16 protein-coding genes are annotated in these 21063 nt (G+C 37.7%); 10 read left to right on the top strand and 6 right to left on the bottom strand.

Annotation, left to right across the window (positions count from 1 at the left end):
• Positions 1 to 98 precede the first annotated feature (98 nt).
• From V5290_RS11330 to V5290_RS11310, 5 genes are all read left to right on the top strand, one after another.
• Positions 99 to 1937 carry an EAL domain-containing protein gene (locus V5290_RS11330; RefSeq protein WP_333385591.1) on the top strand — a complete coding sequence of 613 codons (1839 nt, stop codon included), beginning with the start codon at positions 99 to 101 and terminating at the stop codon, positions 1935 to 1937.
• Between the two features lie 94 nt (positions 1938 to 2031).
• Positions 2032 to 2961, top strand: coding sequence for a tRNA 2-thiocytidine(32) synthetase TtcA (ttcA, locus tag V5290_RS11325; protein ID WP_333385588.1), 930 nt, complete (start codon positions 2032 to 2034; stop codon positions 2959 to 2961).
• 170 nt (positions 2962 to 3131) lie between these two features.
• A complete protein-coding gene (tpiA, locus tag V5290_RS11320) occupies positions 3132 to 3884 on the top strand; it encodes a triose-phosphate isomerase (protein WP_333385585.1) in 753 nt (250 codons plus the stop codon).
• Positions 3885 to 4171: 287 nt separating this feature from the next.
• Entirely contained in the window at positions 4172 to 4828 is a 657-nt protein-coding gene (locus V5290_RS11315) for a Bax inhibitor-1/YccA family protein (protein ID WP_333385582.1), read from the top strand.
• Positions 4829 to 4894: 66 nt separating this feature from the next.
• Positions 4895 to 5497: an arylesterase gene (locus V5290_RS11310; RefSeq protein WP_333385580.1), complete on the top strand. Its 603-nt coding sequence runs from the start codon at positions 4895 to 4897 to the stop codon at positions 5495 to 5497.
• 40 nt (positions 5498 to 5537) lie between these two features.
• On the opposite strand, the gene lolE is transcribed toward V5290_RS11310, so the two are convergent.
• From lolE to V5290_RS11295, 3 genes are read right to left on the bottom strand one after another with little or no spacing between them, the layout of a single operon-like run.
• Positions 5538 to 6779 (bottom strand): lipoprotein-releasing ABC transporter permease subunit LolE, encoded by a 1242-nt coding sequence (lolE, locus tag V5290_RS11305; protein WP_333385578.1) that lies wholly within the window; start codon positions 6777 to 6779, stop codon positions 5538 to 5540.
• Positions 6779 to 7462: a lipoprotein-releasing ABC transporter ATP-binding protein LolD gene (lolD, locus tag V5290_RS11300; RefSeq protein ID WP_333385575.1), complete on the bottom strand. Its 684-nt coding sequence runs from the start codon at positions 7460 to 7462 to the stop codon at positions 6779 to 6781. Before lolD ends, lolE begins: the two co-directional genes overlap by 1 nt.
• On the bottom strand, positions 7455 to 8681 hold the full coding sequence (locus V5290_RS11295) for a lipoprotein-releasing ABC transporter permease subunit (protein WP_333385573.1): 1227 nt from the start codon (positions 8679 to 8681) through the stop codon (positions 7455 to 7457). Before V5290_RS11295 ends, lolD begins: the two co-directional genes overlap by 8 nt.
• A 215-nt stretch (positions 8682 to 8896) precedes the next feature.
• On the opposite strand from V5290_RS11295, the gene V5290_RS11290 reads away from it, so the two are divergent.
• From V5290_RS11290 to V5290_RS11280, 3 genes are all read left to right on the top strand, one after another.
• Positions 8897 to 9454, top strand: coding sequence for a PilZ domain-containing protein (locus tag V5290_RS11290; protein ID WP_333385570.1), 558 nt, complete (start codon positions 8897 to 8899; stop codon positions 9452 to 9454).
• Positions 9455 to 9545: 91 nt separating this feature from the next.
• Positions 9546 to 13025 carry a transcription-repair coupling factor gene (gene mfd, locus V5290_RS11285; protein ID WP_333385568.1) on the top strand — a complete coding sequence of 1160 codons (3480 nt, stop codon included), beginning with the start codon at positions 9546 to 9548 and terminating at the stop codon, positions 13023 to 13025.
• A 19-nt stretch (positions 13026 to 13044) separates the two neighbouring features.
• Complete coding sequence (locus V5290_RS11280; RefSeq protein ID WP_333385565.1) at positions 13045 to 13917, top strand: peptidoglycan binding protein CsiV; 873 nt, start codon at positions 13045 to 13047, stop codon at positions 13915 to 13917.
• A gap of 93 nt (positions 13918 to 14010) precedes the next feature.
• On the opposite strand, the gene V5290_RS11275 is transcribed toward V5290_RS11280, so the two are convergent.
• Genes V5290_RS11275 through rluC form a run of 3 tightly spaced genes read right to left on the bottom strand, consistent with a single transcriptional unit; the run spans position 14011 to position 16627 of the window.
• Positions 14011 to 15021 (bottom strand): glycosyl transferase family protein, encoded by a 1011-nt coding sequence (locus V5290_RS11275; RefSeq protein WP_333385562.1) that lies wholly within the window; start codon positions 15019 to 15021, stop codon positions 14011 to 14013.
• 21 nt (positions 15022 to 15042) lie between these two features.
• On the bottom strand, positions 15043 to 15687 hold the full coding sequence (locus V5290_RS11270) for an HAD-IA family hydrolase (protein WP_333385559.1): 645 nt from the start codon (positions 15685 to 15687) through the stop codon (positions 15043 to 15045).
• Position 15688: 1 nt separating this feature from the next.
• A complete protein-coding gene (gene rluC / locus V5290_RS11265; protein ID WP_333385556.1) occupies positions 15689 to 16627 on the bottom strand; it encodes a 23S rRNA pseudouridine(955/2504/2580) synthase RluC in 939 nt (312 codons plus the stop codon).
• 331 nt (positions 16628 to 16958) lie between these two features.
• On the opposite strand from rluC, the gene rne reads away from it, so the two are divergent.
• Positions 16959 to 19913 carry a ribonuclease E gene (gene rne, locus V5290_RS11260; RefSeq protein ID WP_333385553.1) on the top strand — a complete coding sequence of 985 codons (2955 nt, stop codon included), beginning with the start codon at positions 16959 to 16961 and terminating at the stop codon, positions 19911 to 19913.
• 182 nt (positions 19914 to 20095) lie between these two features.
• The gene (gene trxB, locus V5290_RS11255; protein ID WP_333385550.1) at positions 20096 to 21049 is read left to right on the top strand and encodes a thioredoxin-disulfide reductase; all 954 of its coding nucleotides are present in this window, start codon (positions 20096 to 20098) and stop codon (positions 21047 to 21049) included.
• Positions 21050 to 21063 lie beyond the last annotated feature (14 nt).

Here is a 21063-nt window from a genome sequence, read left to right as displayed (position 1 = left end):
GAACTATTTTCATCAATGAAAAGACGTTAGATTAAACTTAACTCAATACGATAATGAAGTAAGTTTCAATAAGCAATTAAGACCAAAGGAGGTTAAACATGAACAACCTTGGACGAAATTTTTGGATCTCCAACTTCCTTATTGCATTAATTATCATCGCATTAGTTTTTGTTATAAAAGCATTATTTAATCCTATTTTATCAAAACAACAGGATTTGTATGGTCTTGATAAAAGATTAGCAGTGTTAAATGACATCACTTCTGAGGCTGATTTAAAAAATAAATTAAATACTAATGATTTTACTTATATAAAAGTAACCAATGATCAATTACTTACACCATTGACCTTTTCTAATAAACAAAACAATGAACTGTTTAGTAAAATTTTACCCATTTCTTCTTCAAAGCAATATTCTATTTCTACAAATCAGGTAATTGAATACATTGCCAAAAATAATGAATATTCAAAGTTGTACCACAATATTATTTTATTGATTATTGCAGCTCTTTTGATTTCAACGCTTTTTTGTAACCTGATTTATCTCACTTTGTTCAGAAAGAATGAACGTTTATTAATTGAAGAAACACTAAATGACAAAGATGTTAAGTCTATATTTACTTTAGCAGCGAACAACATTAAAGAAAAAATTAAAAAATTAACTCATGATTTAACCGACAAAAATCAACAAATTTTTAAGTTAACACACCAAGCTAACAAAGATAGCTTAACTGGATTAAATAATCGCCATGTATTTCGTAGAGAATTAACAACTCTATTATCGACAGACAACAATCAAGATCACGCTATTTTATCTATTATAAGAATTTTTGAACTATCTACGGTAAATGCAAGCCTCGGCTTTGATCAAGGGGATGATTATTTATTAAGCGTTTCAAAAATAATCAAGCAAGTATCATCTAATTTTGCTAATGCTGAAGTTTTCCGAGTAAGCGGTTCAGATTTTGCGGTTATTGCTCACAATATGACTACTGCTCAAGCACATAAATATAGTGACGAACTAAAATTTAAATTTGACCAATATCAAGCAACACACAACTTAGAAAGTGTTGCTTTTAACGGCATGACCCGTGTCTCTGCCAAACAATTACCTGAACATGTCCTTGCCAGAGCAGATATTGCACTCGCTAAAGCTCAAATCACAGGACCGAATTCATGGGCACTTGAAGAAAACACTGACTTCCAATTAGGCGAACAACACTGGCGTTCAACAATCAATGAATTAATGGTACAACGCTCATTTGAATTTTTACAACAACCAGTGCAAGCAATTCATCGTAACATGAAGGGATATCAAGAAATCTTTACTCGTTTCTTGGGTGAGACAGGCAATGTAATTCCAGCCAGTACTGTTTTTTCAATGGCTCAACGCACTGATACAATTGTCAAACTTGAGCAATTAATCATTGAGCGTACAATCGCTACCTACCGTTTAAAAGGCGACTTTGATAGCCACTGGGGTATTAACGTCAGTTATGCATCGATACAAAATAGTGCATTTCTTATCTGGTTAGAGCGTTTATTATTACGAGAAGTAGATATCGCTGCTTCATTGGTTTTTGAAGTACAAGAAAAGCCACTAGATAATCATTTAACAGCGAGTAAACGATTTTTTGACATGCTTAAGCGCGCAGGCAGTCGTTCTGCTATTTGTCGGTTTGGCAAAGGGATTGGCTCATTCCGCTTGTTTAAAGAACTAAAACCGGACTATATTAAAATTGACTCAAGCTTAATTGTAGATATTGAGCATGATAGTACTAACCAACAATTTATTCGTATGATTATTGATGTTGCTCATCGTATGGAATGTCAGGTTGTTGCAGAAGGAATAGAACGTCTCGAACAAAAACATATATTAGAACATATGTATATCGATGGAGTACAAGGTTTCTTAATTGCTCGCCCTTCCCCTTTATAAACGTCAAGTACAAAGGGCGTCTCAGTCCTTTACATATACTCCTCTCTTTTTATACAATGCGCATGCTTTTAACTCTCCCTAAACAAGGCTTATCATGACGCAGCAACTTTCAGAAAAAGAATTATTTAACCTCAAAAAATTAAACAAAGTGTTGCGTAGACAAACAGGTCAAGCTATCGCAGATTATAATATGATTGAAGATGGTGACAAGGTCATGGTCTGTGTATCTGGCGGTAAAGATAGTTATACCTTATTAGAAATGTTAAGTCAGCTCAAGGCTGTTGCACCTATTAACTTTGATATTATTGCCGTTAACTTAGATCAAAAGCAACCAGGCTTTCCTGAACACATACTACCCGCATACCTCTCTAAATTAGGCGTTGATTATAAAATCGTAGAGCAAGATACCTATAGTATCGTGACTGAAAAATTAGAACCAGGTAAAACAACTTGCAGCCTTTGTTCTAGATTACGTAGAGGCATTCTCTACAATACCGCAAAAGAGATTGGTGCAACAAAAATTGCCTTAGGACATCACCGTGATGACATGCTCGCCACTATGATGCTCAACTTGTTTTTTGCAGGTAAAATGAAATCAATGCCAGCAAAATTAGTCTCTGATAATGGAGAGCATGTTGTGATCCGTCCTTTAGCCTATTGTAAAGAAAAAGATATTGAAGCTTTTGCTAAGCTAAAAAAATTCCCAATTATTCCTTGTAACCTGTGTGGCTCACAGCCTAACTTGCAACGCAAACTAACTGAAGAGATGCTCAATGAATGGGACCAAAAATTTCCTGGGCGTTTAGAAACAATGTTCACTGCGATGCAAAATGTGGTGCCATCTCATCTAGCAGATACTGATTTATTTGATTTTAAATCGATTAATAGTGAGTCTGGGGTAATTGATGGGGGTGATATCGCTTTCGACAAAGAAGCTTTTACTAATCCAACAAAGATTGAAGAAACAGATGACAATGAGTTCTATAAACAGCAACCTGCGGTACAATTTACGCAAGTAAACTAGACTTTATTGATTGAACACAATAAAAATGCGACTTTCATAAAAGCCTTGCTTGTATTTATAACAGATAACAGATAATTTACTGGGATAGATCACAATATGGTAAGTGAAGTGATTTTTAATTACCAAAATGTCTGAAAAGCATACAATTTAATAAACTAACGGAGTTAAACATGAGAACACCTCTTGTAATGGGTAACTGGAAACTGAACGGTACAAAAGAATCAGTTGCAACATTAATCAAAGGTATTGAAAGCGCAGCTGATTCAGCAAGCAATGTTGAAGTTGCAGTTTGCCCACCAGCTATCTTCATTGAACAAGTTGCTAACTTAACAGCAAATAACAGCATTGAATTTGGTGCTCAAGATGTAAGCACAAATGTTTCTGGAGCATTTACAGGTGAAACTTCACCAGTAATGGTTAAAGAATTTGGTGCTAAATACAGCTTAGTTGGTCACTCTGAGCGTCGCCAGTACCACAATGAAACTGATGCAGTTGTTGCAGCTAAATTTGTTGCGATTCAAGAAAACGGCTTAGTACCTGTTCTTTGTATCGGTGAAACTCTAGAAGAGCGTGAAACAGATAAAACATTCGCAGTTGTTGAAACACAACTTAAAGCTGTTATTGATGTTGCAGGTATTGCTGCAGTTGAAAACTCAGTAATCGCATATGAGCCAGTTTGGGCAATCGGTACAGGTAAAGTTGCCACTTCTGAGCAAGCGCAAGAAGTTCATGCACATATCCGTTCATGGTTAAAAGCACAAAGTGAAGTTGTAGCAGAAAAAGTACAAATCCTTTACGGCGGAAGTGTTAAAGCAAACAGTGCAAAAGAACTATTTGCACAAGCTGATATCGACGGTGGTTTAGTAGGCGGTGCAGCACTAATCATTGAAGAATTTGTTGGTATCATCGAAGGTGCTAAATAAGCTCTTTTAAAATGACCAATATGATTAAGGCACTTCGGTGCCTTTTTTATTTTTTACCCAACAGCCACAAGTATATACCCTCTTCCCCCCAGCTATAATCTTTCATAACTGATTGTAATTACTTAAAAAGTATAAGTAGCCATTTTACATTGTCTAAACACTATCTTTTTAAAATTACTATTACATAAATCACACTCTGTTAACTAAACTGACACGAAAACACTACACAAGCTAAATTCAAGTGTTATGATGTTTGTTAATTATTATTTAATCAACTGGAGTACATTATGAATTCTTCAATTAACACTCAAGCACGAGGTGCTGGTGTATCGATCAATAAAGTATTAAAAAACACTTATATGCTGTTAGGAATGACACTGGCATTCAGTGCCGTGACTGCAACTATCGCGACAATGGTCGGTATCGGGCCGATGATGTCATTAGTGCTCATGCTAGTTGGCTTCGGTTTATTATTTGTTGTCTCAAAAACAGCAGACTCTAGTAAAGGCCTATTCTGGGTATTTATGTTTACTGGGGTAATGGGTGCTTCATTAGGTAACATGCTAAATCACTACCTAACAATGGCAAATGGCCCAGCGCTTATTATGCAAGCACTAGGTACAACAGCAATCATCTTTTTTGCTTTATCTGCTTACGTATTAACGTCTCGTAAAGACTTCTCATTCATGAGCGGTTTTCTAATGGCTGGTATGATTGCGGTTATCGTAGCAATGATTGCTAACATTTTCCTACAAATCCCATTAATGCAATTAGTGATCAGCAGTGTTGTAGTTATGATCATGTCAGGTTTAATTTTAGTTGATACTAGCCGTATTATTAATGGTGGCGAAACTAACTATATTCGTGCAACGGTTTCATTATACCTAAACATCTTTAATATCTTTGTTCACCTATTGAGCATTCTAGGTATTTTAGACGACTAGTTAATACACAGCCTTTGTAGCGCACTTTTTAGTGCGCTTTTTTTTGCTTAAATTTTGAGATCCCCTATGAAAATACTTTTTGCTTTAATGTTTAGCTTTTTAGTAACTGCATGCAGTGACTCCCCATCTCTCACTAAGCTCAATGAACAACAACCTATCTTAGCATTCGGTGATAGCTTGACCTTTGGTAAAGGAGCCAACAAACAACAAAGTTACCCAAGCCAGCTGAGTTTATTATTAGACAAACAGGTAATTAATGCAGGTATTAATGGCGAAACTAGCCAACAAGGCCTTGAACGTTTACCTGAACTATTAGACCAATACCAGCCTCAATTATTAATTCTGTGTCATGGTGGCAATGATATTTTACAAAATAGAAGCTTAGATGATATGCAAGATAACCTCGCACAGATGATTGAAATGGCTCAAGCTCGAGATATACAAGTGGTTTTGTTATCTGTACCTGAAGCCACTATATTTTTATCTGACATCGAGCAATATCAGTTATTAGCAACAGAATATAATATTCCACTGGGTAATAACATTATGAGGGACGTATTGAAGAAACCTGCACTGCACAGCGATACAGTTCATCCTAATGCACAAGGATATCGATTAATTGCTGAGGGAGTATATGACTTACTTGAGGAATTTGGTGCGTTGAATTAACAACACACCTTATTTTTAACTACATGATTAATGCCATAATTTAATGGCTATAGCCTAACTCTTTTGCAGGCTCAATATTACTTGCCGTCCAAGCAGGATAAAGGGTAGCAACAACACTCATAACAAAAGCAACGACAGTGATTACCAATACTTGCTGATAATCAATTTGTGACGGTAAGTAATCGATAAAATAGATATCACCAGACAAAAATTTACGCCCCATCAAGTTTTCAATTGCAGCAAAAATAGTACTTAAATTTAAAGAAAGATAAGTACCTAGTAAAGCGCCAAAGATACTTCCCACCAATCCATTAAAAGCGCCTTGCACCATAAAAATAGCACGTAAAGACCATTTATTAGCCCCCATGGTTTTTAAAATAGCGATGTCACCACGTTTCTCATTAACTGCCATCACCAATGTTGAAACAATATTAAAACAAGCTACTGCAACCACTAACAATAAAATCACATACATCAATGATTTAACCATTTGGATATCTTGGTACAAATAGCCTTGACTAGTTATCCAGCTCTTCACATACATGTATACGGGGATGCTATAAGCGACTTCTCGAGCTAACGTTTGTGCCTGTAAAACATCATCGACTTTGAAAGCAATCCCTGTAGCGTGCTTCACACCTAAAATCTGTTTAGCTTTATTAATATGGATGAAGCCTAGTGTCGTATCGACCTGCCCTCCCATTTTAAAAGTACCAGTTAGTGTAAATGCAAATTTACGTGGTGCCCTTAATTTAACCGAACTTGGTTGAGGTAATAAAAGAGTAACCGTATCACCTACAGATAATTTAAGCTGATTAGCAACAGGCTCTCCTAATATAATGCTATTTTCTGCGCCTGACAAAAGCTCCCAGCCTCCTTGTTTAATGTACTTCTCAACCGCTGTTACTTGGGTTTCAGTATCAGGATTAATGGCCCGCATTTGCAGCGCTTTCATATTAATATTGTTTTGTAACAGCGCATTCATAACAATATATGGGCTAGCGCCGACTACACCAGGGTGTTCTCTTACCTTTGAAAGAACGTCTTTTTCGTTTTTGAAATCACCTTCAACAACTTCAAGTTCCGCGTGAGGAATAACTGATAAAAGTTGGTCTCTTAATGCTTTTTCAAAGCCATTCATGGTAGAAAGGCCAACAATCAACACAGCAACACCTAAAATAATGCCAAAAATTGATGCCATGGAGATAAACGATACAAACTTATTTTTGTGTTTGGCTTTGCTATAACGTAAACCAACAAACAATGATAAAGGTCTAAACATTACTGCGAATCCTGTAAAATGCCGTTACTCATATATAACTGACGATCTAACTTATTTGCGAGCTGCTGGTCATGAGTCACCACGATAAAAGCAGTACCTAATTCCGCATTGAGTTCTTTTAACAACTGATAAACAGATTCCGCACTTTTTGCATCTAAGTTACCTGTAGGTTCATCAGCTAATACTAAAGAGGGTTTATTAATTAAGGCTCTTGCAATTGCTACTCGTTGTCTTTCACCACCAGAAAGCTCCGATGGGCGATGTGCAACACGTTCGCTTAATCCAACTCGAGTTAATAAATCTAAGGCTTTTTGTTGTGCAACCTTAATCGGTTCGCCTGCAATTAATAATGGCATAGCAACATTTTCTAAAGCGGTAAACTCTGATAATAAATGATGGAATTGATAAACAAAACCTAGTTCTTGATTACGCCACTTTGCTTGTTGTTTTGCAGACAACTTATGTATATTTTTACCATTAAAAATAACCTCACCAGTTGAAGGTGCATCTAATGCGCCTAATAAATGCAATAAAGTACTTTTACCCGATCCAGATGTGCCTACAATGGCTAATAATTCACCTGGTTCAACTGCTAAATGAACACCTTGCAGTACTGATGTTGCTAACCGACCTTCTTGATAAACTTTACTTAAATCCTGACAAACTACTATTGAATTACTCATATCTTAATGCCTCGACTGGGCTAACTTTACCTGCTCTATAAGCTGGATATAAAGTTGCTAATAAACTTAAAAACATTGCACCTAACATAATGGATACTATTTGCACAGGTTCATGTACAACGGGAAGAAGTCTTGTCCCACCTGACGCATTAGCCAATAAATGCAGGCCTAAAAACGACATAATTTCATTAATGTAGGTGCTTAACAATAAACCTAAACCTGTCCCTATCAATGCTCCAACAATGCCACTAAACGCACCTTGAATAATAAATATAAAATTAATCGTATTAGCGTTAATACCAAGCGTTTTTAATATTGCTACTTCCGCGCTTTTATCTGTTACCACCATCACAGAGGAAGATAAAATATTGAAAGCAGCCACGGCTATGATTAGACAAAGCAATAACCAAATCATATTTTTTTCCATTTTCACCGCTGCAAACAACTCTCCGTGTGTACTACGCCAATCAATGATCATTTCATCTTTTTGTAATACAGGAGGTGTCCAAGACTCAACAGCAAAAGGCTCAGTAAAATAAAAGCGTAAGTCAGTGACTTGATCTGTTTTAATACGAATTAAACGTGCGGCATCTTCGACATGCATCAACACCAGGTATTTATCAACATCCGAACCAACATCAAATAATCCTGCAACAGTAAAATTACGTTGGCTAGGCACTTGCCCCAAAGGTGTATAACGTACTCCTCTGGTAGATGTTATTCTCACCTTGTCACCAATTGTCACACCTAATATACGTGCCAACTGATCACCAATGATGATGTTGTATTCACTTGCAACCAACTTATCTAAACTGCCCACAACTATATTGCTTTTAACCGTTTCACTTGCATACTTATCGGGATAGATACCTTCAATTTTTGTACCTTGCAACCCAATTTTGCTTTGTAAAATAGCCTCAGCATTGATCATGGGCTCTACATCAATAATTAAAGGATCATCGGGAAGTTGATCTATACGCGCCTGCCATTCCGTAATGGTATTGGTTTGGTTAGTTAACTTGGCTTGAGGAATTGCACCTAAGATGCGTTGCTTTAATTCAGCTTCAAAACCATTCATTACTGACAATACAGTGATCAATGCTAAAACACCGAGAATTATGCCGCCAGTAGAAAACAGGGAAACAAACGAGACAAATTGATTATTACGCTTAGATTTTGTATAGCGTAAACCAATGAAAACACTTAAAGGATAAAACATAGTTACCTTTTATAATAATTATCTTTAATAAAGACGAATTTGAGTAAGGTGAAGAAATGTGTAATACAAATCATCATTAATCTCACTAAATTAGACTTAACTTATTGATTACATTTTAATGCTGGTCATTCTAATGTATCTTTATTCGCTAAGACAGACAAAACTCCTAGAATAAGGTGTTTCGCCACCACTTAATCACAGCTTGGTTTGTAGATATGAATAATAATGAATATTTTTTGGTAGAACATACACTTTCAATCAACTTAAAGTCAATTGACAAAGAGGAACTCCCTCTTAGCCAACACGCTTTTGAGCAAGAGATACCAGGCCCATTTCGAATGGCAAGTGACTTAGCACAAGCCGATGCAAATATACTTACACCGTTAAAGTTAAATAACGAAACCAGTAAAGCATTATGGCAATATCTACAAGCTCAAAATCAAAAGATAAACACCCTATTAAGCTATGTCCTCACCCAGCAAGATGAAGAAAAATCGCGTCATCAAAGCTTAAAGTTTAGCGCAGGCTGTTTAATCATAAAAAACAACAACACATTGAAAAAAGAAGATATTGTTAGGCTAAAAATATTTTTACCTGAAGAATCTTCCGCCATTTATTGTTATGCTTACGTCACAGAAATAAGCGCCGAGCAGTGTACATTAACTTATACCTTTATTCGAGACCAAGATCGTGAGTTATTGATTCGGGCTAGTTTACATATTCAATCTCAACAACTAAAAGATAGAGCTAAATTACGTGAAGAAAATAGCTAATTAGAATAATAAGCATCCTTTAATGTTGGTGATACAAGCTATTTTTACGTACACTTTACTTAGCAATTAAATAAATAAAATAAGTCAAAACATGAACAATTTACTCGACATACAAATATTGAAATCAGCTAGTGACACTCAACAACTTGCCAATTTAGTCGGAAGTAGCCAAAGTTTAGTGATCAATCAATGCGCACAAGCTAATCCACAAAAGTCGCCGTTAATCGTCATCGTTAATGACACGCCCAGTGCCATTAAGTTGCACCAAGAGTTATTATTTTTTGCTGAAAATAAATTTGAAGTAAATTTATTCCCAGACTGGGAAACATTACCTTACGACCATTTTTCACCACATCAAGATATTATCTCAACACGTATCGAAACCTTATACCAACTTCCTTCTATGAAAGAAGGAATTTTGATTGTGCCAGTGACTACCTTACTGTTGAGATTAGCTCCTCCGAGCTATTTAAAGCAAAATACATTAGTAGTTAAAACTGGCCAACAATTAGAATTACAACTATTGCGGGAGCAGTTACAAGAAGCTGGGTATTACGCTGTTGACCAAGTACAAGAGCACGGTGAATTTTGTGCAAGAGGTTCATTACTTGATATTTACCCAATGGCCAGTGATACCCCATATCGTATCGACTTTTTTGATGATGAAGTAGACTCTATTCGCCCCTTTGATACAGAAACACAACGCTCTTTGCCAACCATTGAGCAGATAAAAATGTTACCAGCTCATGAGTTTGCAACAGACAAACAGGCTATAGAAAACTTTAAACAAGCCTATCAAGACAAATTCCCGGCAAAGATTTGTACTAGCAGTGACTCTATTTATCAGCAAATTTCACAAACAAATCTACCAGCTGGTATAGAGTATTATCTACCTCTATTTTTTAATGAGACAGCTACCCTATTTGATTATTTTCCTAAGCAAAGTCGTTTATGTATCGTTGGTGATATTGGTACTGCTATCGATGATTTCTGGAATACCATCACACATCGTTTTGAAGAACGAGGCGTCGATCTTCTTCGACCGTTGTTGCAACCTATTGAACTCTATCTTCGCCAAGAGCAATGCTTTAGACGCCTAAATGAGTTTCCAAAGTATCAATTACAAAACGCCTCTTTTGCGTTACCTAAAGCGGGCAAAACCAACTTACCTCTTACCACCTTACCTGATATCAAGATCCATCATAAAGATAAAAATCCATTAGCAAATATCAGTGCTTTTATTGATGATTTTGATGGCACTATTTTACTCAGTGCAGAATCGGCAGGTCGTAAAGAAGCTTTGCTCGAATTACTTAGTCCACTCAAACTCAAGATTAAATCAGTCAATCGCCTGAGTGAATGTAAGCCCGGAAAGCAAAAGGTATATATTACCGTCAGCCGCGTTGAGCATAGTTTTTTAATTATAGATTCAAGCTTTGCCTTTATTACTGAAACTGAGCTATTAGGTAATAAAATAACGCAAAGAAGACGCCAGAATAAAGATAATAATGGCGAAGAAAATTCAGAACATATCGTTCGTAACCTCGCTGAGTTAAAAGTTGGCCAGCCAGTTGTACATATTGATCATGGCGTAGCGCGATATTTAGGTCTGCAAACAATTGAAGTTTCCGGTAGCGTGAATGAATTTGTAACTTTAGAGTATTTACGTGGCGACAAACTTTATGTACCAGTCACTTCTTTACACCTCATCGGTCGTTACAGCGGCAGTGATGTCGAAACCGCTCCTATCAGCAAATTAGGCAATGACACATGGGCTAAAGCTAAAAAACGCGCAGCAGAAAAAGTCCGTGATGTAGCCGCAGAACTACTTGAGATTTATGCGCAACGTGCTGCAAAAAAAGGCTTTAGATATAAATTAAATAAAGAAAATTATGCGTTGTTCAGTAATGATTTCCCCTATGAAGAAACGCACGACCAAGCCGTGTCTATTAACTCTGTTATTTCCGATATGTGCTCATCTCAACCTATGGATAGACTCGTTTGTGGGGACGTGGGCTTTGGTAAAACAGAAGTTGCAATGCGTGCCGCTTTTATGGCTACTGATAATGCGCGTCAGGTTGCTTTATTAGTCCCAACGACCTTGCTTGCACAACAGCACTTTGAAAATTTCCGAGATCGATTTGCTAATTGGCCGGTAAGAATTGAAGTATTATCGCGCTTTAAAACGGCTAAAGAACAAAAGCTTATCTTACAGGACGCTGCTGACGGTAAAGTGGATATTCTGATAGGCACACATAAATTACTAAGTGACGGTATTAACTTCGCAGATTTAGGCTTATTAATTATTGATGAAGAGCATCGCTTTGGAGTGCGTCAAAAAGAAAAAATTAAACGTCTACGTGCACAAATCGATATTCTAACGCTGACTGCGACCCCTATTCCTCGTACCTTAAATATGTCGATGAATGGAATGCGAGACCTATCTATCATAGCTTCACCACCAGCGAAACGCTTAGCGGTGAAGACATTCGTAGAGCAACGTACTGACCAGACTATTAGTGATGCTATCACCCGTGAAATTATGCGTGGGGGTCAAGTTTATTTCTTGCACAATAATGTCGACACTATCGAAAAAGCCGCCGCTGATTTACAAGTTTTATTACCTCAAGCAAGAATTGCTATTGCACACGGGCAAATGAATGAACAACAGCTAGAGCGAGTGATGTCTGATTTCTACCATCAACGTCAAAACGTATTAGTGTGTACTACTATCATAGAAACGGGTATCGATATTCCAACGGCTAATACCATTATTATTAATTGTGCTGATCACCTTGGTTTAGCACAATTACATCAATTACGTGGCCGTGTTGGTCGATCTCATCATCAAGCATATGCTTATCTATTGACACCTACTCCTAAGTTAATGACTAAAGATGCTAAAAAACGCTTACAAGCAATTGGGTCATTGGATACTTTAGGAGCTGGTTTTACATTAGCAACTCACGATTTAGAAATTCGTGGTGCAGGTGAGTTATTGGGAGATGAACAATCGGGACAAATTACCAGCATTGGCTTTAATCTATACATGGATATGTTGAATCAAGCGGTAGAAGCTTTGCGCAATGGTCAAGAGCCAAGTTTAGAACATTTATTATCAACACAAGCGGAAGTAGAATTAAGAATCCCAGCACTTATTCCCGATGATTATATTCCAGATGTAAATATGCGTTTATCTTTGTATAAACGTATCGCAAATAGTAAAAATAATAATGAACTTAATGAGATACAAGTAGAACTAATTGATCGATTTGGTCTATTGCCAGATTCAACGAAAAATTTAGTGGCTGTCACGGCTATCAAACAAAGATGTTCGAAATTAGGTATTGCTCGTATTGAGGCTCATGCCTTAGGAGGCGCGGTTACTTTTACAGAACATTCAAAAGTTGACCCAATGTTCCTTGTATCATTACTGCAAACACAATCAAATACCTTTAAACTTGACGGACCGAGTAAATTAAAATTCAGTATTGCGTTAGAAAATAGTGCAGAACGTTTAAACTGGTTGAAACAGTTACTCAATAGTTTTAAATTAAACCTAATTAAATAATCAAAAAAAGGATAACCTTTTGAGCTTACGTTATATTTTACCATTGTTTTTTGCGGCAACTTGTTCTTTGAATGCACAGGCTGCCGGTGGTCGTTGGTTTGACGTTGAAATACTTGTATTTAAACGTAATGTTGATGTCCAAGATAACAGTGAACAACTCGATCAAAACAATGTTTATTTAAAACAACGTGAGCGTCTAGAAGTTATTAAAGCAAACCCTGTAACAAGCTGTTTACCAGAACAACCTTGTTTACATCAACAAAACCCTGTGCGCTTAACTGATGCGCAAATGGTAGAGGGTGGTCATCGATTAAAACGTTTAAATGGTACAAGGCTCAATGCACAGCTAAAAAGACTGAATAATCATCAACTCTTCACCCCTTTACTTCATACTGCTTGGCGTATGCCGATACAAAGTAAACAGAATGCTATACCTATTCACCTTTTCGCAGGTAAAAACTATGCATTATCAATGCAACAAACTGGTTCATCTAATGCCCCTTCAACTACCGACTCTAATCAATCAGATGAGTCACTGGATGTATTGGCTGCATTACAAAAGAAAGACATACTTCAAGATCTTTATGAGGTAGATGGTAATCTTAACATTTATGTAGGTCGTTACTTACACATCGATAGTCAATTAATAGTACGTACTGAAACAGAGAAAGCCGTTTCATCGCCTTTATCGGTTCGAGCACCAGAAACAAAAGTTGTTGAACAAGATGGAGTAGTGCAAATTGTCAATCAAGAGCCTGTCCAAAAAAATGTACGCACTGAAAAAGTTATTACTGAAACCTTATTTGATCAATCGACCCGTTTACGAAGCGGTGAAATACACTATTTCGATCACCCACTTTTCGGCATGATTATTCAAATTAGAAGAATCTAATATGAGTGACTGTAACTAGAAAAATCAATAAATAAAAACTAAAAAGGAAGCAATTAAGCTTCCTTTTTTTATGGGCTGGTTTAACGGTAAACCTTAACCAATACTTCTAGTTTCCCACAGCTGTTTTGCTTTTTGTAACGCTTCATCCTGAGAGCATTCTGGCTGCATCTGTTTTAATACCATTGCCATTGTAGTGATCACAGCTGCATCACCGTATTTATCTTCAATATCTTTATTCCACACTTTTAATAAGTACTCAGCGGAAACTTCGGTATGTGCCCCAGAAAAATCTTCAAGGTAAGTTGGCCAATCTTGTTCGATATAATGAGTTTGACCATCTACCTGTGTCACGCCACATGCTAACGTTGAAACACGAGGATTTACTTCACTTTCACCGCCCTCACCTTTAAAAGCAATAATGCTATGCTCATTGTTCAATAGTGCAGCTTCAGCATGTATTTTTTCATAACTTTTATGAAAGACACCATGAATACTATAAAGAGCTTTAGTTGGATTAACACTACGAGCGACTGTATTTAGTGGCGTACGAAGCCCAACTTGTTCCCGTAAAGCGAGTAATTCAATTAATTCAGGGCAATATGCAGATAATGGAACATACACTAAGGCATTTTTCTCTAAAGCGAGTTTAGCTTTTTCCGGTGTATCTGCAATTTCAATTCCTAATAACGGACAAGCAGACTCGACTTGATATTTTATCAAGTCGACTGTCATATGACCGTGTAAGAATATCTTAATACCGTTCGCAGCTAATACTTTTGCAGCCAATAACAACCAAGGTGGCTGCCTTTTTTTGCCGGCGAAGCATGGCCAATCTAAATCTACAGGTAGCGTTTGCCATTGCTCAGAAACCTGTGCACGTAACGCTTCAATGTAACCGGCAGCTTCCTCTGGCGTTTCACAACGAACTCGTTGTAACATTAACAACACAGCCAATTGCAAAATACTAGCATCGCCCTGTAAATAATCAGTTAACGCTTGTTTTGCTTCAAGCATGGTTAAAGGACGACGACCCTTTTCGCCACGCCCCGTTAATTTTATATATTCACTGAATAATACTTTATCGTTCAACGTTGACTCTTCCACAATAAAACCTTAATAAATAATTTAAATATAACTATCCAACTGAGTAGCAAGACAATCCAAAATCGCTTTAGGTTTGGCTTTTAATAACTGTTCAGGGCTATGCACACCATAGCTGACGCCCAAACTATCAATACCAGCATTTTCAGCCATCTCTAAATCGTAAATAGAATCCCCAATCATAATCGCTTGAGATGCAGGGATATTTAGCTTTTTTAATAACAGTTCAATCATTAGCGGGTCGGGTTTTGAATTAGCTTCATCTGCACAGATAGTGGCATTAAATAAATTAGCCGTATTGGTTTTAGCGATCATACGATCTAAACCAATTCGTCCTTTACCCGTTGCAACCGCTAAACGATAACCTCGTTGCTGCAAGTTTATCAACATTTCAGCTATACCATTATAAAATGGAGTTTCAATGTGTTGATTAGCATGGTATTGCTCTCGGTAGGCATCCACTAAAGCTTGTTGTTTAACAATAGGCAATAAAGGAAATAGTTGCTCTGCTGCTTTTTCTAAACTTAGGCCAATAATATTTTTTACTGAGGCTTCGCTGGGTACTGGAATTGCAACTTTCTGCGCAGCTTGTTGCATACAGAGTACAATTTTATCCAGCGAATCCATTAACGTGCCATCCCAATCAAAAATGATTAATTGATATTTCATATTAACTTCGTTGTAATTTACTTAAAAGCGTCTCTAAACGCGGACAAAGAGGAGCGCTAACTGTCATTTTCTTCTCTAATACCGGATGAAAGAAAGTAATATGTGCCGCATGCAGGAAAAGTCGGTTTAATCCAAGTGCCGTCATTTTGCTATCAAAAGCACTATCACCATAACGTTCATCACAGGCAATATTGTGTCCTTTACATGCACTATGTACGCGAATTTGGTGAGTACGACCAGTCACTGGGCTTGCTTCAACTAGCGTTGCGCCTTCATAGCGTTGAATAATTTTAAAGTGAGTCTCTGATGCTTTACCCTGCGGGCTGACTTTGACCACTGAGTCTTGAGCATTTTTTAATAAAGGTTCACGTACTAATCGGTCTTTTTTATCCCATTGACCTTTCACTAGCGCGAAATACTGTTTTTTCATGGTTTTCTGGCGTAACTGCTCATGTAATGCACGCAACATACTGCGTTTTTTAGCAATCAATAAGCAACCGGAAGTCGCTTTATCTAAACGATGAGCTAACTCTAAGAAGCGTGAATCAGGGCGTAATGCTCGCAGCCCTTCAATTGCGCCAAAATCAAGTCCACTTCCTCCATGTACAGCAAGCCCTGAAGGTTTGTTTAAAATAATCAAAGCATCATCTTCATAGACGATAGCAGACTCCAAATTTTTAATGCTGTTAAGTTTAGGTGATGGTAAAGCATTTTCCGGGTCAACTTTAACAGGTGGAATGCGCACACTGTCGCCTACCTGTAACTTATAATCGGGTTTAATGCGTTTTTTATTAACTCGAACTTCTCCTTTGCGCACAATTCGATAGATCATGCTTTTAGGCACGCCCTTCAAATGTAAGCGAAGAAAGTTGTCGATACGTTGTTGTGCATTCTCTTGAGCGATGTCAATAATGCGTACTGAGTGATTTATCTGTTCCATTCGTTAAGTTTATCATGCCTGATCGCATAATATGTAAAAACTTTGTTGCTTGTAAGTAGATATAAATGCGACAATAACAAAGTTAATGCCTCGCAATTACTTCACTATAAAATTGCTAGTAGGCATGGCTATTATGAAAGCAAATCAAATGATTAGAATGTAACGCTGATGTGTTGAATTATTTTTGATTTAACCTTTTTGTATCCGCTTTTTAACGCACCTCTGAATACTTCCAGTCGAGAGATTGTATAACCAGACATGAGGTCAAGCATGCAAAAAACAGTTAGTACATATTAGAAAATAACGAAAAAAATACTACAAGAGTTCACAAATGAAAAGAATGTTAATCAACGCAACTCAAGCAGAAGAGTTACGTGTAGCCCTCGTCGATGGGCAAAAGCTGTATGATCTTGATATTGAAAGTCCTGGTCACGAACAAAAGAAAGCAAATATTTATAAGGGTAAAATCACACGTGTAGAAGCAAGTTTAGAAGCTGCATTTGTAGACTACGGTGCAGAACGCCACGGTTTTTTACCACTTAAAGAGATTGCACGTAACTACTTCCCAGAAGGATATTCATTCAAAGGCCGCCCAAACATTAAGGATGTGATTAAAGAAGGCCAGGAAGTAATTATTCAAATAGAAAAAGAAGAACGTGGTAATAAAGGCGCAGCCTTAACTACTTTCATCAGTTTAGCTGGTAGTTACTTAGTATTAATGCCGAACAACCCCCGAGCAGGTGGTATTTCACGTCGTATCGAAGGCGATGATCGTACCGAATTAAAAGCTGCTTTATCAGATCTTCAACTGCCTAAAGGTATGGGATTAATCGTTCGTACCGCTGGTGTTGGTAAGTCAGCAGAAGAACTAGAGTGGGATTTAAATGTACTAGTAAATCATTGGCAAGCCATTGATCAAGCATCACAAACTAAAGCAGCTCCTTTCTTAATCCACCGTGAAAGTAATGTTATTGTACGTTCAATTCGTGACTACTTACGTCGCGATATCGGTGAAATCGTTATCGACCACGCTAAAACATTTGAATTAGCTAAAAGTCATATCGAAATGGTACGCCCAGACTATGTTAACCGTCTTAAACTGTACCAAGGTGAAATCCCTCTATTTACTCACTATCAAGTTGAAAGCCAAATTGAATCTGCTTTCCAACGTGAAGTGCGTTTACCATCAGGTGGTTCAATTGTTATTGACCCAACTGAAGCATTAACTTCAATCGATATTAACTCAGCACGAGCTACACGTGGTGGAGATATCGAAGAAACAGCCTTTAACACTAACTTAGAAGCTGCAGAAGAGATTGCACGCCAACTACGTTTACGTGATCTAGGTGGTTTGGTGGTTATCGATTTCATCGATATGACACCTGCTCGCCATCAACGTGAAGTTGAAAATAGAATGCGTGAATCCGTTCGTCAAGATAGAGCTCGTATTCAATTAGGTCGTATCTCGCGCTTTGGTTTAATGGAGATGTCACGCCAGCGTATTCGCCCTTCTTTAGGTGAATCAGCTTCTCGTGTTTGTCCACGTTGTCATGGACAAGGTACTATTCGTGATAATGATTCATTGTCATTAGCTATCCTTCGTTTAATCGAAGAAGAAGGCCTAAAAGAAAACACTGCACAGATTCAAGCACGTGTACCAGTGGCTGTGGCTGCTTATTTGCTTAATGAAAAACGTAAAGCAGTAGCAAAAATTGAAAACCGTCACGGCTGTGAAGTTTATATCGTTCCAGATGCCAACCTATTAACGCCACACTTTGAAGTAAAACGTACGCGTAAAGATGGTAAAGAAGATATCAACTATGATGCACTTGAAAAGCAACATACTGTATATATCCCTAACAGTGCACAAAAAGAGCATGAAGAGCTTGAAGAGCCGTTACTAAATGGCTTTAGTGCGCCAAAGAAAGAAGCAACACCGCAAGCACAAGTTAAACAAAGTGCACCAGTAAAAGCCGCTGAGCAGTCACCTTCTTTTGTTGCAAAACTGATTCAATCTATCGTTAAGTTCTTCAGTGCTGAACCAAAAGCACAAGTAGAGAAAGCACCTCAACCAGGGCCTCAAGCGACGAAAGAGCCGGCACGTAATACACGTAATCATAAGAGTAATCAAAACCGTAATCGTCAACGTAATAACCGCAATGACAAATCGGCAGAGCACTCTAACGAGCGTCGTAATAACCGTAAGCAGTCAGATCGTAAACCAACGCAACAAGCTAAAAAATACGAGAACGAAGCTAAACCTTCTCAAGATAATAACGAGAAAGGTAATAATCAAGAAGTGATTGTAGCGCGTCGTAAACGTCGTAACATGCGCAAAAAAGTACGTGTACAACAGCCTGAAAATGCTGTTGAAACGAACGTAAATGACACAGCTAACATTAACAATGAAGCTCCTGTTAAAGCAACTGAGCCTAAAAAGCCGAAAGCTAAAAACAAAGCTAAAAAAGCGCCTGAAGTCACTAAAGAAACGAAAAAGCAACAAGCGCCTAACGTTGAAGATAAAGCAACTGACGTAGTAGCGGAAGAAACGACCGTTAATGCTGAAGAGGCATATACGCCAGTTGAAATTCCACAACGTCGCTCTCGTTACCTACGCAATAATGGTCAACGCAATAAGCGTGAACAACAGAATGATTCAGCTAAGGAAGCGGTAGTATCTCGTTACCCTGAAACTGAAACAGAGCAAGTTGATACGCCAAAAGTGCAATCAGCAGCACCAGTTGCAGAAACAGTAGATAGCATTGCTCCGGTTGAAGCTCCGCAACAAGAAGCACAGAAGCTACAAAAAAGTGTCGAATCTTCTAACGTGACTCCTGCTAAAAAGATCTTACCTTTAGCAGAAAAAGCGACGGTATCTAAACCAGTAGAAGCGGCGCCTGAACCAACTAAGCCAGCTGAAACAGTAGTGGTAGAAGATACGCCAGAGCCAATTATTGTTACACCTGAAACGGCACCAATAGCTGAGCCGGTAACAGAAACGCCACAAGAAGTAGCAGCAATAGAAACTGAAGCTTCTGTTGAAGTTGCACCGGTTAAAACTACGCCTGTTAATACTACAGCGGTTCAAACTGGCACAGTAAGTATTGCTAAAGGCCTATCAACTTCAGCAATGGTTAAAACGATTTCAGAACCTTTAGATCTATCTAAAGAGATTAAAATCGTTGCAGCAACTGAACGTCAAGCTATTGTTAAAGCTTCACAACAAGCTGGTAGTTCTTTTGCGAGTAACCGTTCAAGCAGTGAAACAGTTAAAACATCTTTGTAATTAGTAGGTAATAACTATTAATAAAAACGGATATTCCTATGGAGTATCCGTTTTTTTTTACTGAAGTTTGTTATTCAACAGTTTAGAATTAATAACATTTATCAACAGTCAATTAATCAACCTCACCCCATTACTTACGATAGTTTAATGGATCGATGAGCAACATTACTCAAGGTAATAATATGAGCGAAACAATACATAAAAAATTGTTAATTTTAGGTTCGGGCCCAGCGGGTTACACTGCAGCTGTCTATGCCGCACGTGCTAACCTTAAACCTGTTTTAATCACAGGTATGCAACAAGGTGGACAATTAACAACAACAACTGAAGTTGAAAACTGGCCTGGCGGCGCAGCTGATATGACAGGCCCAGGTTTAATGGAAAGCATGAAAGAACACGCTTTACGTTTTGATACTGAGATTATCTTTGATCACATCAATCAAGTAGAATTAACTAAACCACCATTTACTTTAAAAGGTGACACAGGTACTTATACTTGTGATGCATTAATCATCGCAACAGGCGCATCTGCGCGTTACCTAGGATTAGACTCTGAAGAAGCGTTTAAAGGACGCGGTGTTTCAGCTTGTGCAACCTGTGATGGTTTTTTCTATCGCAACCAAAAGGTAGCGGTTGTTGGTGGTGGTAATACCGCTGTTGAAGAAGCGCTTTATTTATCTAATATCGCTTCAGAAGTTCACCTAGTTCACCGCCGTACTGAATTCCGTTCAGAAAAGATCTTATTAGATCGCTTGAACGAAAAAGTGAAAAACGGCAATATCGTTTTACATACTGACCGTACATTAGACGAAGTATTAGGCGACGACATGGGTGTAACAGGCATTCGTATTAAAGATACATTATCTGATAAAACTGAAGAGCTTGATGTAATGGGTGTATTCATTGCGATTGGTCATAAACCAAATACAGATATGTTCATCGACCAATTAGAGATGAACCACGGTTACCTTAAAGTACAAACAGGTAGTGAAGGTAATGCCACTCAAACCACTATACCTGGTGTATTTGCTGCTGGTGATGTATCTGATCACATCTACCGTCAAGCAATCACTTCAGCAGGAACGGGTTGTATGGCAGCCCTAGATGCTGAAAGATATTTAGATAACCTAAAGTAATTAATTAACTATTT

This window comes from Psychromonas arctica, assembly GCF_036697365.1.
Taxonomy (GTDB): Bacteria; Pseudomonadota; Gammaproteobacteria; order Enterobacterales; family Psychromonadaceae; genus Psychromonas; species Psychromonas arctica_A.
The sequence above is the reverse complement of the archived record's forward strand: the minus strand, read 5'-3'. Positions and strand labels throughout refer to the sequence as shown.